Origin of the sequence: Stutzerimonas stutzeri (assembly GCF_038561965.1) — a bacterium.
Lineage (GTDB): Bacteria > Pseudomonadota > Gammaproteobacteria > Pseudomonadales > Pseudomonadaceae > Stutzerimonas > Stutzerimonas stutzeri_AA.
On sequence record NZ_CP139348.1, the window covers coordinates 1,755,260 to 1,770,475 of the forward strand.

Below are 15,216 nucleotides of genomic sequence, written 5' to 3' on the forward strand. Positions count from 1 at the left end.
GACTCAGCCCGCATTGATCGGACGGGCCAGTAGCCTCTGCAGCTCATCGGCTGGCAGCGGATAACTCATGTGGAAACCTTGCACTTCGGTGCAGCCGTCATCGGTCAGCAGGCGCAGCTGTTGTTCGGTCTCAACGCCTTCTGCGGTCACGCGCATCCGCAGCCCGCGGCCCAGCTCGATCAGTGCGCGGACAATTGAGTGATCCTCTGTCGATTGCTCGATACCGGCCACGAAGCTGTTATCAATCTTTATTACATCGAATGGGTAGTGGCGCAGGTTGGTCAGCGATGAGTAACCGGTGCCGAAGTCATCCACCGCTAGGTGGACACCGAGTGTTTTTATGCTCCTCAGCAGGTCGAGGGTGCTCTGAGTTTCCCGCAGCAGCGCACTTTCGGTGATTTCCAGCTCCAGCCGTTCGCCCGGTAGGCCGTTCTCGCGGAGTGCCTGGGCGATCTCTTCGAGCAATCGATCATCATGTAGCTGCAAGGGTGAAAGGTTGACCGAGACTGCTGTGTCGCCTGGCCAGCGGGCGGCCTGGCGACAGGCTTGATGCAGCACCCAGCGCCCGAGCGGAATGATCAGCCCAGTTTCCTCGGCCAGCGCAATGAAGTGCTCCGGCAGCAGCAAACCTCGCTCAGGATGATGCCAGCGCAGCAGCGCTTCGGCGCCGACGATCTGCATGCCCTTGCTCAAGTAGCGTGGCTGATAGTGAACCTCCAGTTGCTGCTCGGCGATTGCGGTGCGCAGCTCCTCTTCGCGTCGAAGTCGCTCATGCAGGCGCAGGTCCATTTCGCGACCATAGGCGCGCCATGTTCCACGGCCTGCGTCCTTGGCCTGGTACAGGGCAATGTCGGCACAGCGCAGCAGTTCGTTGGCTTGCGAAGCGTCGTTCGGAGCCAGGGCCACGCCGATGCTGGCGCCAATGCTGATCTGCTGATCCTCGTAGAGGAAGGGCGTACTGAGCGCCTCGATGATGCGATTGCAAAGACGATCAATGTCTTCGTCTTCGCTCATGCGGTGAAGCGCGACGACGAATTCATCGCCACCCAGTCGCGCCACCAGATCGCCGTCCCGGGTGTGCTGACGCAGGCGTGAGGCCACTCCGATCAGGACTTCATCGCCCGCCGCGTGGCCGAGGGTGTCGTTGACTGGCTTGAACCGATCCAGGTCTATGTAAAGCAGAGTCAGGGTAGAGCCGCTGCGCATTGAGGCCAGGTTGTGATCGAGGTAATCGCGCAACCGAGTGCGGTTGGGCAGCCCGGTCAACGCATCGTGCTGGGACAGGTACTGAACGCGTGCTTGCGCCTTGGTCTCCTCGGTGATGTCGCTAGCCGTTCCGCGGTAGCCGTTCAGTACGCCGTCATGCTGAATCGCACGGGCGGCCAGCCGGCAGTACCGCTCGCAGCCATCGGCAGCGCGATAGCTGCTGCGCAAAGGCGCGGTTTGCGGCGCTTCGAGCCAGCTCTGCAGGGCTGCGCTGTCGGTGATCAATAAATCCAGCAGGGGACGACCGAGCCATTGTTTGGGCTCGTGCCCCGTTATCTGTCGGAAGCGATTGGAAAGAAAAGTGAGCCGAGCCTGCTCGTCGGTTTCCCAGATCCAGTCGGATGCAGCCTCGGCGACATCACGAAAACGTTCCTCGCTTTCTGCCAGCGCGCTGCGGCTCGCGGCGAGCCGCGCGTAGCTGACATCCAGCATGTGCAGGGCGCGTAATGCGTGCCGTATGAGCAGCCATGCAAGCAGGCCCAGGCCCAGCGCGACGGCGAAGAGAACAGGCAGCGTAATCAGCAGGAGCAGGCGCCCAGGTTGGGCCGCAGCCCAGGTGATATGCAGAGTTGTCCCGTCCTCCATGGATTGCCTTAGGGTTGGGCCATCCTCAGACGCCGGGTCCACCCGCAAGCGCATATCGTCCACTGCATATTGCTCGCCGATTTCCTTCAGTCGCTCGGCATCGAGCACGTCCACGAACAGCAGGGTCGACGCCGATCCTGCATGCGCTTCGACGTCCGCCCCACCAGTGGTCAGGACAGCCGCGGCGACCAGTGCCGGTCGGCCTTCAGCCCATAGCAGCGCGGTGACGCCGGAGTCTTCCTCGACTGCTTCGCGGGCTCGTGCCAACAACTCCGGTAATCCGTGTTGGAGATATTCGAAGCCGTCGATGGCCTGTAGTTTGCCGCGGACGACCGAGTACGCGGTGTCTCCCTCAGGGGTGATGACCAGCACCGCTTCGTAGTGGAAGTCCTTGTATAGCGAGGGGCCGAGATTGGCCTGGGAATAGGCCCAGCCCGTGTCGACCTGCTTGCTGAGGTGCACATATGCGTCGCCCCAGAAGGCGTAGTCGACGATGGAGCGATTTATCCAGTCGTGCTGCGCTTGCAAAGCCTTGCTGACGAGAAAGTGGCTGTGCTGCAGCGCGTCCTGATCGATTCGCCGCGCGATGTGTATGACGGCGAATGCGGCTGCGACGATCGCGACAACCAGCAGTGCGACCATGCCGGGGAGTATGCGTCGAGCGAAGATTGTTTTGGCCTGCGGCTTTACCGGGCCATCGCCAGAGGAGGGGATTTGCATGAGGGAGTCCTGCCAGAACTACTGGATCGCGGCGATCAAGGCATACTGCCACTTGTGGTGAGCGAGCGCATCTGAAAGCTATCGAGGGTTCATGCCGGCTCAGCGGTCACGGGAATCCTGGGCATCCGCCTCGGCATTGCGTTGGGCAACACGCTGTTTCTGCTCATCGGTCAGTGGAATCTTGCGTGCGGTCGAGCGGAGCATCAGCAGGCTGCCAACGATCGATCCCAGTGCGACGAGCAGAATCAGCCAGAAATACCAGGGCATGTTGTCCTCCGGGCGGGCGTTGAGTGGGTGACAGAGCGTTGCAGTACTTTACTTGGCTGCGCCTGTGCGGTCACCGTTTGCGTCGGCGCACGTTTGGTTTGACCCTCGGCGAGGGCTTTCGTCGCATGTTGCGTTTTCTGCGACAATGCGCGCCGACTTTTCCGAGGACGTGTCATGACCTGCCAGACTCCGATTATCGTAGCGCTCGATTTCCCATCCCGCGATGCCGCGCTGGCGTTGGCGCGGCAGCTTGATCCCAGGCTGTGCCGGGTCAAGGTCGGCAAGGAATTGTTCACGCGGTGCGGCCCGGCGATAGTCGAGGCGTTGCAGGGGATGGGCTTCGAGGTGTTTCTCGATCTCAAGTTTCACGACATTCCCAACACCACGGCCATGGCGGTTAAGGCTGCCGCCGAGCTGGGCGTGTGGATGGTCAATGTGCACTGCTCCGGCGGGCTGCGGATGATGGCGGCGTGTCGTGAAACACTTGAGGGCATGACCGCGCCCACGCCGCTGCTGATCGGTGTCACCGTGCTGACCAGCATGGAGCAGGACGATCTCGCCGGCATCGGTCTGGATATCGCGCCGCAGGAGCAGGTGTTGCGGCTGGCCGGTTTGGCCGCCCAGGCGGGACTCGATGGGCTGGTCTGTTCCGCGCAGGAAGCGCTACCGCTCAAGGCGCAGTTCCCCGCGCTGCAGCTGGTTACCCCAGGTATCCGGCCTGCCGGCAGTGCGCAGGACGATCAGCGCCGCATTCTCACGCCAGCCCAGGCGATGGCTGCAGGTTCCGATTATCTGGTGATCGGCCGGCCTATTGCGCAGGCTGCCGACCCTGCGCAAGCACTGGCAGCCGTGGTGGCTGAGCTGGCATGACGAAAAAAGGCTGAGCCGCAAGGCTCAGCCTTTGTCGAAGCGGGCAGGTAATCAGCTGACCTTGAGCACCAGCTTGCCGAAGTTGCCGCCAGTGAACAGTTTCATCAGGGTTTCAGGGAAGGTCTGCAGCCCTTCGATGATGTCTTCCTTGCTTTTCAGCTGGCCGCTGGCGAGCCATTCAGCCATGTCGCGCATCGCCTCGGGATAGCGCGAGACGTAGTCGGTTACCACCATGCCCTCCATCCGTGCGCGATTGACCAGCAGCGACAGGTAGTTGGACGGACCCTTCACCGCCTCCTTGTTGTTGTACTGGCTGATAGCGCCACAGATCACCACCCGCGCGCCGACACTGATGCGTTGCAATACCGTATCGAGGATGTCGCCGCCGACGTTATCGAAGTACACATCGACGCCTTTGGGGCACTCGCGCTTCAGGCCAGCCGCCAGGTCTTCGTTCTTGTAATCAATGGCGCCATCGAAGCCGAGCTTCTCGGTGAGGAAGCGGCACTTGTCCGCGCCGCCGGCGATGCCTACCACTCGGCAGCCCTTGATCTTGGCGATCTGCCCGGCAATGCTGCCGACCGCGCCGGCGGCACCGGAGATCACCACGGTCTCGCCGGCCTTGGGCTGGCCGACCGCAAGCAACGCGAAGTAGGCGGTCATGCCGGTCATGCCCAGCGCGGAGAGGTAGCGGGGCAGCGGCGCCTGCTGCGGATCGACCTTGTAGAAGCCCCTCGGCTCGCCCAGGTAGTACGCCTGGATACCCAGCGCACCGTTTACATAGTCGCCTTCCTTGTAGTCCGGATGCTGCGAGGCGATCACCTTGCCCACGCCGAGCGCGCGCATCACTTCACCGATGCCTACCGGCGGAATATAGGACTTGGCGTCGTTCATCCAGCCGCGCATGGCCGGGTCGATGGACAGGTACTCGACCTTTACCAGAATCTGATTGGGCCCAGGCTCACCCACCGGCTTCTCGACGTAGTCGAAGGTTTCCCGGGTCGGCGCACCGATTGGCCGCTGGGCTAGCAGGAATTGCTGGTTGAGCAGGGTCATGAAATAAGCCTCGTGTTTGCGAAAGGTTTGGTTTAGCCCGGCCAGCGCCGCACCGCAAGGTACGTGGGCAGCTTGGAATGAACGGGCATCCAGTTCGGTGATATGACCGTGGCGGCAGTTAAATGCGCCAGCGCATAGCGGTATAAGTTCGACCGGGAAGTCTTGTGTGGTCATTTCGCGGCCACAAGGCGAGTCGAATTCTTCGGGAAGAACAATCATGAGCATGACATTCTCCGGGCAGGTCGCCCTGGTTACCGGCGCAGCGGCAGGAATAGGGCGCGCAACGGCGCAAGCATTCGCCGAGCAGGGCCTCAAGGTCGTGTTGGCCGACATCGACGAAGCGGGCATCCGTGATGGTGCAGAGAGCATTCGTGCCGCCGGTGGTGAAGCAATCGCCGTGCGCTGCGACGTGACGCGTGATGCGGAAGTCAAGGCGCTCATCGAGCAGACGCTGGCGCAATACGGGCGGCTCGATTACGCATTCAATAATGCCGGTATCGAGATCGAGCAGGGTCGGTTGGCCGAAGGCAGCGAGGCGGAGTTCGACGCGATCATGGGCGTCAACGTCAAGGGCGTCTGGCTGTGCATGAAGCACCAACTGCCGGTCATGCTGGCGCAGGGTGGCGGTGCCATCGTCAATACCGCGTCGGTCGCAGGCCTCGGCGCGGCGCCGAAGATGAGCATTTATGCGGCGTCCAAGCATGCGGTAATCGGCCTGACCAAGTCGGCGGCGATCGAGTACGCGAAGAAGAAGATTCGGGTGAATGCGGTGTGTCCGGCAGTGATCGACACTGACATGTTCCGTCGCGCCTACGAGGCCGATCCGCGCAAGGCTGAGTTTGCCGCGGCGATGCACCCGGTGGGCCGGATTGGGAAGGTTGAGGAGATCGCAACAGCGGTGTTGTATCTGTGCTGCGATGGCGCCGCGTTTACCACCGGCCAAGCGTTGGCGGTGGATGGCGGGGCAACGGCGATCTAACGGCGAGCCCGGCGCTGTCTAGCCGGGCACTATTTGCTGCGTCGCTCAGGTACGGCTACGCAGAATGACCAACGTGATAACGCCTGCGATCAACCCCCAAAGCGCCGCACCGATGCCGAACAGGGTCAATCCCGACGCCGTGACCATGAAGGTGATCAGCGCCGCCTCGCGTTCGTTGGGTTGCTGCATGGCCTGGGTTAACCCCGAGCCTATGGAGCCAAGCAGCGCCAGTGCCGCAACCGACAACACCAGTGCTGCTGGAAAGGCCGCGAACAGCGCTGCCAGGGTCGCGCCAAAGATGCCGGCGATGCCATAGAAGACACCACACCACGCCGCAGCGGTATAGCGCTTCTGCGGGTCGGGATGGGCTTCGGGGCCTGCGCAGATCGCCATCGTAATCGCCGCTAGATGGATGCCATGGGAGCCGAATGGCGCCAGCAAAACCGAGGCGATACCGGTGGTGGAAATCAGTGGCGACGCTGGCACCTGGTAGCCCTCGGCGCGTAACACGGCCAGCCCAGGCATGTTCTGTGAAGCCATGGCGATGACGAACAGCGGAATGCCAATGCTGAAGACCGCGGCGAAGGACAGCGCAGGCGTGGTCCAGACCGGAAGTGCCACCTGCAGGCTGAAGCGCTGGAAGTCCAGCAGGCCGGAAACGCCGGCGATCAGGCATCCGACCAGTAGTGCGGCCAGCACGGCATAGCGTGGTTGCAGCCGCTTGGCCAGCAGGTAGCTGAAGAACATGCCGAGCACCAGTACCGGCTGGACCTCGACCGCGCGGAAGATTTCGATACCAATATTGAACAGTACTCCCGCCAACAATGCTGCGGCCAGCGATGCCGGTACTCGCCGCATCAGCCGCTCGAAGCTGCCGGTCAGGCCGCACAAGGCGATCAACGCCGAGGCGAAGATGAACGCGCCGATGGCCTCGGCGTATGGCACGCCGGGCAGGCTGGTAATCAGCAGAGCAGCACCGGGTGTCGACCAGGCCACTACGACAGGTGTCCGAAAGCGCAGTGAAAGGCCGATGCTGCAGATCGCCATACCGATCGATAGCGCCCAGATCCATGAGGATATTTGCGCCTCGCTCAGACCTGCTGCCTGGCCTGCCTGGAACATCAGTACCAGTGAGCTGGTATAGCCGGTGAGCATGGCGATGAAGCCGGCCACAATGGCTGAAGGCGAGCTGTCTCTCAGGGGCTGCAAGGCGGTGCGGCGGGTCTCGTTCATTCTTGGTTTCACTTATCAGGTGCGGCGTTGCGCTATGGCGAACATCGTACAAGCCTATTGGCCTCAGCCGGGAAGCGTCGCGGTACAGCGGCGAGTGGATTGGGCGTAACAGTCGCAGTCCGAGTGCATGTCATCGGCGCGCCTGGGTGATGCAGTTCGATCTGGCACCCTTGTTGCTATCTAGTCTTTGCCTGCCGCGATGCGTCAAAAAAACCGCGGCTGTTGGAGGATTAGATGAGTCAGGGTGTTCAATTCAATCGCTTGATGCTGGAAATGCGGGCCATGCAGACCGATGCAATGGCGCGCAGCAAGCCGGAGGTGAAGGCCCAAGAGGTCGGCGCACCGAGCTTCTCCGACATGCTTGGCCAGGCGGTGAACAAAGTGCACGAAACCCAGCAGGTTTCGAGCCAGCTGTCGTCTGCCTTCGAAATGGGGCAGGGCGGTGTCGACCTGACCGAAGTGATGATCGCCTCGCAGAAGGCCAGCGTTTCCTTTCAGGCCATGACCCAGGTGCGTAACAAGCTGGTTCAGGCTTACCAAGACATCATGCAGATGCCGGTTTGAGGCGGATTGAATCATGGCTGAAGCGTTGAGCAACGTTCCGGTGCCGGCTACCGCCGAGGGTGTCAAGAAACCCTTGCTGGGCTTGTCCTTTCTGGAAAACCTTTCGGATATGTCCATGCTGCGGCAGGTCGGCCTGCTGGTCGGTCTGGCGGCCAGCGTGGCGATCGGTTTTGCCGTGGTGCTCTGGTCGCAGCAGCCCGATTACCGTCCGCTGCTCGGCAGCTTGGCGGGGATGGATGCCAATCAGGTGATGGAAACCCTCGCCGCCGCAGATATCGCCTATACCGTCGAGCCCAACTCCGGCGCTCTGCTGGTCAAAGCGAATGATCTTGCGCGTGCCCGCCTCAAGCTCGCCAGTGCCGGTATTGCGCCGGCTGACAGCAATATCGGCTTCGAGATTCTCGACAAGGATCAAGGCCTCGGCACCAGCCAGTTCATGGAGGCGACTCGCTATCGCCGTGGCCTCGAAGGTGAGCTGGGTCGCACCATTTCAAGCTTGAACAACGTCAAGGGTGCACGTGTGCACCTGGCTATTCCGAAAAGCTCCGTATTCGTTCGCGACGAGCGCAAGCCAAGCGCCTCGGTCCTGGTAGAGCTGTATCCGGGCCGCGCGCTGGAGCCGAGCCAGGTGATGGCGATCATCAACCTGGTCGCGACCAGCGTCCCGGAACTGAACAAGTCGCAGATCACCGTGGTGGACCAGAAGGGCAACCTGCTGTCCGATCAGCAGGAACTGACCGAGCTGAGCATGGCCGGCAAGCAGTTCGATTACAGCCGTCGCATGGAGAGCCTTTACACCCAGCGCGTACACAACATCCTGCAACCGGTGCTGGGTAGCGGCCGCTACAAGGCTGAAGTCTCGGCAGATGTGGATTTCAGCGCGGTCGAGTCCACCTCGGAAACCTTCAACCCGGATCAGCCGGCGCTGCGCAGCGAGCAGAGCGTCAATGAGCAGCGCCAGAGCAGCCTGCCGCCGCAAGGTGTGCCGGGCGCCCTGAGCAACCAGCCTCCTGGTCCGGCCGCTGCGCCTGAACGGGCCAATCAGGCAGCCGCTGCTGCTGGTGCTGTGGCTCCTGGCCAACCGCTGCTCGATGCCAATGGCCAACAGGTCATGGATCCAACGACGGGTCAGCCGATGCTGGCGCCTTTCCCGGCCGACAAGCGCGAACAGGCCACCCGCAATTACGAACTCGATCGCTCCATCAGCTATACCAAGCAGCAGCAGGGCCGCCTGCGCCGGTTGTCGGTGGCTGTCGTGGTTGACGACCAAATGTCGCTCAATGCGACCGGCGAGATGGTTCGTGTGCCCTGGACTGCTGATGACCTGGCGCGCTTCACCCGCCTGGTGCAGGACTCTGTGGGCTTCGATGCCAGCCGCGGGGATAGCGTCAGCGTGATCAATACCGCGTTCGTGACAGACAGTTTTGGCGAAACCTTCGAAGAGATCCCGTTCTATTCGCAGCCCTGGTTCTGGGATGTCGTCAAGCAGGTGCTCGGCGTACTGTTCATCCTGGTTCTGGTATTCGGCGTACTGCGCCCGGTACTCAAGAGCCTGACCAATCCTTCGGCTGGCAAGGAGCTGCAGGTTGCCGGCGGCCCGGGAGGCCTGGGCGACGAAGACGGTCTGGATTCCAGCCTGGCGAGTGACCGGGTCAGCCTGAGCGGTCCGCAGAACATTCTGTTGCCAAGCCCCAGCGAGGGATATGAAGCCCAGCTGAACGCGATCAAGAACCTGGTGGCCGATGACCCGGGACGGGTAGCCCAGGTGGTTAAAGAGTGGATCAACGACGATGAGTGACAATCGAGTTCCAGCCAAGCTCAACAAAGTCGACAAGGCCGCCATCCTGCTGCTCTCGCTGGGTGAAACCGATGCCGCGCAGGTTCTACGCCATCTTGGGCCGAAGGAAGTGCAGCGTGTCGGCACCGCGATGGCGCAAATGCGCAATGTGCAGAAAGTGCAGATCGAACAGGTGATGAGCGAGTTCGTCGAGATCGTCGGTGATCAGACCAGCCTGGGCGTGGGCTCCGATGGCTACATCCGCAAGATGCTCACCCAGGCGCTGGGTGAGGACAAGGCCGGTGGTCTTATCGACCGCATCCTGCTTGGCGGCAATACCAGCGGTCTGGACAGCCTAAAGTGGATGGAGCCGCGTGCGGTGGCCGATGTGATCCGCTACGAGCACCCGCAGATCCAGGCGATCGTGGTCGCCTATCTCGATCCAGACCAGGCCGGCGAGGTGCTGTCGCACTTCGACCACAAGGTGCGGCTGGACATCGTGCTGCGCGTTTCCTCCCTCAATACCGTGCAGCCGGCTGCGCTGAAGGAACTGAACCTGATCCTGGAAAAGCAGTTTTCCGGCAGCACCAACACCAGCCGCGCAAGCCTGGGTGGCGTGAAGCGCGCGGCAGACATCATGAACTACCTGGACAGCTCCATCGAAGGCCAGTTGATGGACGCAATCCGCGACGTGGACGAGGATCTTTCCAGCCAGATCGAGGACCTTATGTTCGTCTTCGACAACCTCGCCGAAGTCGACGACCGTGGCATCCAGGTGCTGCTGCGTGAGGTATCCTCCGACGTGCTGGTAATGGCGCTCAAGGGCGCCGACGACGGCATCAAGGAGAAGGTTTTCAAGAACATGTCCAAGCGCGCCGGCGAACTGCTGCGCGACGATTTGGAAGCCAAGGGCCCGGTGCGCGTCAGTGATGTCGAGAACGCCCAGAAGGAAATCCTTACCATTGCTCGCCGCATGGCCGAGGCCGGAGAAATCGTTCTGGGCTCCAAGGGCGGCGAAGAAATGATCTAAGCAGGTACGAACCCCACACATGGCCAAGGACAACCCCAGCGACGTCATTCGCGCGAAAGATGTCAGCCTGTTCGATCGCTGGTCTTTGCCCAGTTTCGATCCGCAAGGTGAGGAGCGGGTAGTGCCCGCGGCTCAAGCCGTGCCGGAGCCTATCGAAGAGTTGGCGCGCATCGAAGATGTGCCGGTCGAAGAAGTCAAACCGCTGACGCTCGATGAGCTCGAGGCGATCCGCCAGCAGGCCTACAACGAAGGTTTTGGCACCGGCGAAAAAGACGGCTTTCATGCCGGGCAACTCAAGGCGCGGCAGGAAGCCGACGCAGCGCTGGCGTCACGCGTGGAGAGCCTTGAACGGCTGATGAGCCAATTGCTCGACCCGATCGCCGATCAGGATCGCAACCTTGAGCACGCCATGGCGACACTGATCAGCCACATGGCACGCGAAGTGATCCAGCGTGATCTGCTGATCGACTCCAGCCAGATTCGCCAGGTATTGCGCGAAGCGCTGAAGCTTTTGCCCATGGGCGCCAACAACGTTCGCATTCACGTCAATCCGCAGGATTTCGAACTGGTCAAAGCACTTCGAGAGCGCCACGAGGAAACCTGGCGAATCCTTGAGGACAGCAGCCTGCTGCCTGGTGGTTGCCACATCGAAACCGAACACAGTCGAATCGACGCCAGCATCGAAACGCGCCTGACCCAGGCCATCAAGCAGCTATTTGAGCAGCAGCGAGAGAACGCCACCCGTCCGCCTGCATCGGATTTGAATATCGAGCTGGATGTGCCTGATGCGCCTTGAGCGAGTCAGCTTCGCCAGGCGTTTCGAGACCTATAGCGAGGCGATCAAACTGCCAAGCCAGCCGATGCTGGAAGGACGACTGCTGCGAATGGTCGGCCTCACGCTGGAGGCGGAAGGCCTGCGTGCAGCGGTCGGCAGCCGCTGCCTGGTGATCAACGACGACAGCTATCACCCCACCGAGGTCGAGGCCGAGGTGATGGGCTTTTCCAGCGGCAAGTTGTACTTGATGCCGGTCGGCAGCCTTGCTGGCATCGCGCCTGGTGCGCGGGTCGTGCCATTGGTCAACACCGGTCGATTGCCCATGGGCATGTCCATGCTCGGCCGCGTGCTCGATGGGGCGGGGCGGGCGTTGGACGGCAAGGGCGGCATGAAGGCCGAAGACTGGGTGCCGATGGACGGCCCAGTGATCAACCCGCTCAAGCGCCATCCGATCAGCGAGCCGCTTGATGTGGGTATCCGCAGTATCAACGGCCTGCTCACAGTAGGGCGTGGCCAGCGCCTCGGTCTTTTCGCGGGTACCGGTGTCGGCAAGTCGGTGCTGCTGGGCATGATGACCCGCTTCACCGAGGCCGACATCATCGTGGTCGGGCTGATCGGCGAACGTGGCCGCGAGGTCAAGGAGTTCATCGAGAACATCCTCGGCGAGGAGAGCATCAAGCGCTCCGTAGTGGTTGCCTCGCCCGCCGATGAAGCGCCGTTGATGCGACTGCGCGCCGCGCAATATTGCACCCGTATCGCGGAGTACTTCCGTGATCAGGGCAAGAACGTGCTGCTGCTGATGGATTCGCTGACCCGCTACGCCCAGGCTCAGCGCGAGATCGCCCTGGCCATTGGCGAGCCTCCGGCAACCAAGGGCTACCCGCCATCGGTGTTCGCCAAACTGCCCAGCCTGGTCGAGCGAGCCGGTAATGCCGAGCAGGGCGGTGGCTCCATTACTGCGTTTTACACCGTGCTGTCGGAGGGCGATGATCAGCAGGACCCGATTGCCGACGCCGCCCGTGGCGTGCTCGACGGCCACATCGTGCTGTCACGTCGGCTTGCCGAGGAGGGGCATTATCCAGCGATCGATATCGAGGCTTCCATCAGCCGGGTCATGCCGCAGGTGGTCAGCGCCGACCACGTTCGTGCCTCGCAACGTTTCAAACAGCTTTGGTCGCGCTATCAGCAGAGTCGCGATCTGATCAGTGTCGGCGCCTACGTCCCAGGCGGCGATCCGGAAACCGACATGGCGATTGCGCGGCAGGCAGAAATGGTTCGCTATCTGCGGCAGGGTCTCGATGAAAGCGAGGACCTGAACCAGAGTGCCGCGCAGCTGGCTGCGGTATTCAGTCCCCGGCAGCCGGGCTAACCGATGGCTGCCAGCCGAGCTGCGCGCCTGGCGCCGGTCATCGAAATGGCCGAGCGTGCTGAACGTGATGCCGCGCGCCTGCTTGGGCAGGCTCAGACGCAACTGACGCAGGCAGAAACCAAGCTCGCCGAACTCGATCAATACTTTCGCGACTATCAGCAACAGTGGATGCAGCAAGGTAGCCAGGGCGTTTCCGGCCAGTGGCTGATGAACTATCAGCGCTTTTTGTCCCAGCTGGAGTCGGCTATCGGCCAGCAGCAGCGCAGCGTCAATTGGTATCGCGACAATCTGCTGAAGCTGAGGCAGCAATGGCACCAGAAACATGCCCGAGTGGAAGGGCTCGGCAAGCTTATTGAAAGCTACCAGCGCGAGGCACGCATCGCGGCAGACAAGCGTGAACAAAAATTGCTCGACGAATTCGCGCAGCGACTGGCTGGGCGGGCGCGCGACCAATGATTAGGCTGCGTGGCGCTTCGCCTCGACCCAGTGGGCATTGGCCGGATTCGTGCTTGCCGTGTTGCAGCTTGAGTGATAAATCTTCACCCGTTTCTACGCAGCGATCGTCAGCCCTTGATGGACCTTTGGTCGGTTTGGTTTCGGATCGCCGCATTTTCAGCCCGTATACGGCTGTCCACTTCGCATAAGCGACGGCTGCCAACGTGGGCGGCCTTCAAGACGTTACGGATCAGGGAGTGCCACATGACCATTAACTCGCAGCCTTCGGTGGATGGGCAGGAGCTGACCATTTCCATTAGCGGACGCTTCGACTTCAATGCGCATCAGGCCTTCCGCGATGCCTACCAGCGCCAGGACGTAAACCCACAGCGCTATGTGGTGAATCTGCAGGGCACTATCTACATGGACAGCTCTGCGCTGGGCATGCTGCTTTTGCTGCGTGACCACGCGGGGGGCGATGAAGCCGATATTCGTTTGCTTAACTGCAGTCCCGATGTGCGCAAGATCCTTTCGGTATCGAATTTCGGACAATTGTTCGTGATCGCTTGATGCCGATGCGGCTGTCGATCCTGATCGCCGAGGACAGCCCGGTCGATCGGATGCTGCTTTCCACCATCGTCGCCAAGCAGGGCCATCGGGTACTCACTGCGGCTAATGGTCAGGAAGCGGTCGAGCTGTTCCAGCAGGAGCGGCCACACTTGGTGCTGATGGACGCGCTGATGCCGGTGATGGATGGCTTCGAGGCCGCGCGGCGTATCAAGCAGTTAGCCGGTGACGAGCTGGTACCGATCATCTTTCTCACTTCGCTGACCGAGCATGAAGCGCTGGTCAGTTGCCTGGAAGCCGGCGGTGACGATTTCATCGCCAAGCCCTACAACCCGATCATTCTCGAAGCCAAGATCCAGGCCATGCACCGCCTGCGTCGCCTGCAGGCGACCGTGCTCGAGCAGCGCGATCTGATCGCCAGGCGTAACCAGCAATTGCTTGCCGAGCACCGGGCGGCCAAGGCGATCTTCGACAAGGTCGCCCATGCCGGCTGCCTGAGCGCGCCGAGCATTCGTTACAGGCAATCGCCACAAGCCTTGTTCAATGGTGACCTGCTGTTGGCGGCCCAGGCCCCGGCAGGGCAGATGTTCGTCCTGCTCGGCGATTTCACGGGGCATGGACTGCCCGCGGCGATCGGTGCCATGCCGCTTGCGGAAACCTTCTATGGGATGGCCGCCAAGGGCTATTCCGGCGCTGACATCCTTCGTGAGATGAACGCCAAGCTCAAGCAAATCCTGCCGGTGGAAATGTTCTGCTGCGCGACATTGCTCGACATCAATCCCAAGCAGGGCTCGCTGCGCGTCTGGAACGGTGGTTTGCCGGATGGTTATCTGATTGGCGCCAACGGCCAGCGCACCGCGCTGGTTTCCAGGCATCTGCCGCTGGGTGTGGTGTCTGCAACGGCGTTCGACGACAAGTTCGAGCATTATCCGTTGGCGCTGGGCGACCGCTTGCTGTTGCTGTCCGACGGTGTGGTGGAGAGCCGCAACGCCGACGATGAGTTGTTTGGTGAGCAGCGCCTGCTGGCTGCGCTGACTGCCAATCGTGATCCGGCGCGGCTCTTCGATGAGATCGAGCAGGCGCTGCTGGATTTCCATGGCCAGCCGCATGATGACCTCAGCTTGGTTGAGGTCGTGATCACTGACGAGACGATTGCGATGCCGCTCGCGGTGCCGGTTACCGCACATCGCTCCCGGCCCATGGACTGGTCGATACAGGTCGAGCTGCGGGCCGAGAGTCTGCGTAGCGGCAATCCGCTGCCGATGCTGCTGCAGCTGCTGTTACAGGTCAATCAACTGCGGCCACGCGCCGGCGCAATCTACGCGGTGCTCGGCGAGCTGTATTCCAATGCCTTGGAGCACGGTGTGCTTGGTCTCGATTCGGCGCTCAAGTGCGACGCTGAGGGTTTCAAACGCTACTACGACCTGCGCCAGCAACGGCTGCAGGCACTGGCAGAAGGGCATGTTCATCTGGAGCTGGCTATCAAGACCGACGGCCAGGGCGGGCGGTTGCGAATCTCCATCGATGACAGTGGCGCCGGGTTCGACGTGACCCATGCGTTGCAGGTTCAGCTCGGTGGCGATCGCCTCAGCGGCAGGGGCCTTCACCTGGTACGCCAGTTGAGCGACGGATTTGACTGGCAGTCGGACGGCAGAGGGCTGAACGTGGAGTTCGTCTGGCAGGCTGAGGCATAATCCTTCGCTTTGAATCAGGAGTGTTTCGG

Annotated in this window: 14 protein-coding genes; 10 read left to right on the forward strand and 4 right to left on the reverse strand. The window is 61.7% G+C overall.

Annotated elements, in window-relative coordinates:
* Positions 1-3: 3 nt before the first annotated feature.
* Both SM130_RS08075 and SM130_RS08080 read right to left on the reverse strand, forming a co-directional pair.
* Positions 4-2,571: a bifunctional diguanylate cyclase/phosphodiesterase gene (locus SM130_RS08075; RefSeq protein ID WP_102823585.1), complete on the reverse strand. Its 2,568-nt coding sequence runs from the start codon at positions 2,569-2,571 to the stop codon at positions 4-6.
* A 99-nt stretch (positions 2,572-2,670) separates the two neighbouring features.
* A complete protein-coding gene (locus tag SM130_RS08080) occupies positions 2,671-2,838 on the reverse strand; it encodes a DUF2897 family protein (protein WP_102823586.1) in 168 nt (55 codons plus the stop codon).
* 174 nt (positions 2,839-3,012) lie between these two features.
* On the opposite strand from SM130_RS08080, the gene pyrF reads away from it, so the two are divergent.
* Entirely contained in the window at positions 3,013-3,708 is a 696-nt protein-coding gene (gene pyrF, locus SM130_RS08085; protein WP_102823587.1) for an orotidine-5'-phosphate decarboxylase, read from the forward strand.
* A 51-nt stretch (positions 3,709-3,759) separates the two neighbouring features.
* Here the strand turns inward: pyrF and SM130_RS08090 are convergent, their stop codons facing one another.
* Entirely contained in the window at positions 3,760-4,764 is a 1,005-nt protein-coding gene (locus tag SM130_RS08090) for an NADP-dependent oxidoreductase (RefSeq protein WP_102823892.1), read from the reverse strand.
* Positions 4,765-4,981: 217 nt separating this feature from the next.
* On the opposite strand from SM130_RS08090, the gene SM130_RS08095 reads away from it, so the two are divergent.
* Entirely contained in the window at positions 4,982-5,743 is a 762-nt protein-coding gene (locus SM130_RS08095) for an SDR family oxidoreductase (protein WP_102823588.1), read from the forward strand.
* A 45-nt stretch (positions 5,744-5,788) separates the two neighbouring features.
* Here SM130_RS08095 and SM130_RS08100 read toward each other — a convergent pair whose 3' ends face one another.
* Positions 5,789-6,976 (reverse strand): benzoate/H(+) symporter BenE family transporter, encoded by a 1,188-nt coding sequence (locus tag SM130_RS08100; protein WP_102823589.1) that lies wholly within the window; start codon positions 6,974-6,976, stop codon positions 5,789-5,791.
* A 234-nt stretch (positions 6,977-7,210) separates the two neighbouring features.
* Between SM130_RS08100 and fliE the strand changes: the two genes are divergently transcribed.
* The 8 genes from fliE (at position 7,211) to SM130_RS08140 (ending at position 15,187) form a co-directional block, all read left to right on the forward strand.
* Positions 7,211-7,540 (forward strand): flagellar hook-basal body complex protein FliE, encoded by a 330-nt coding sequence (gene fliE, locus SM130_RS08105; protein WP_102823590.1) that lies wholly within the window; start codon positions 7,211-7,213, stop codon positions 7,538-7,540.
* Between the two features lie 13 nt (positions 7,541-7,553).
* Positions 7,554-9,338, forward strand: coding sequence for a flagellar basal-body MS-ring/collar protein FliF (gene fliF, locus SM130_RS08110; RefSeq protein ID WP_102823591.1), 1,785 nt, complete (start codon positions 7,554-7,556; stop codon positions 9,336-9,338).
* A complete protein-coding gene (gene fliG, locus SM130_RS08115) occupies positions 9,331-10,347 on the forward strand; it encodes a flagellar motor switch protein FliG (RefSeq protein WP_102823592.1) in 1,017 nt (338 codons plus the stop codon). The genes fliF and fliG overlap by 8 nt, the downstream gene beginning before the upstream one ends.
* A gap of 19 nt (positions 10,348-10,366) precedes the next feature.
* A complete protein-coding gene (gene fliH, locus SM130_RS08120; protein WP_102823593.1) occupies positions 10,367-11,143 on the forward strand; it encodes a flagellar assembly protein FliH in 777 nt (258 codons plus the stop codon).
* A complete protein-coding gene (gene fliI, locus SM130_RS08125; RefSeq protein WP_102823594.1) occupies positions 11,133-12,491 on the forward strand; it encodes a flagellar protein export ATPase FliI in 1,359 nt (452 codons plus the stop codon). The genes fliH and fliI overlap by 11 nt, the downstream gene beginning before the upstream one ends.
* Positions 12,492-12,494: 3 nt before the next feature.
* Complete coding sequence (gene fliJ, locus SM130_RS08130; RefSeq protein ID WP_102823595.1) at positions 12,495-12,947, forward strand: flagellar export protein FliJ; 453 nt, start codon at positions 12,495-12,497, stop codon at positions 12,945-12,947.
* 243 nt (positions 12,948-13,190) lie between these two features.
* A complete protein-coding gene (locus tag SM130_RS08135; RefSeq protein ID WP_102823596.1) occupies positions 13,191-13,496 on the forward strand; it encodes an STAS domain-containing protein in 306 nt (101 codons plus the stop codon).
* Complete coding sequence (locus SM130_RS08140) at positions 13,496-15,187, forward strand: fused response regulator/phosphatase (RefSeq protein ID WP_181019209.1); 1,692 nt, start codon at positions 13,496-13,498, stop codon at positions 15,185-15,187. The genes SM130_RS08135 and SM130_RS08140 overlap by 1 nt, the downstream gene beginning before the upstream one ends.
* The last annotated feature ends 29 nt before the right edge of the window (positions 15,188-15,216 follow it).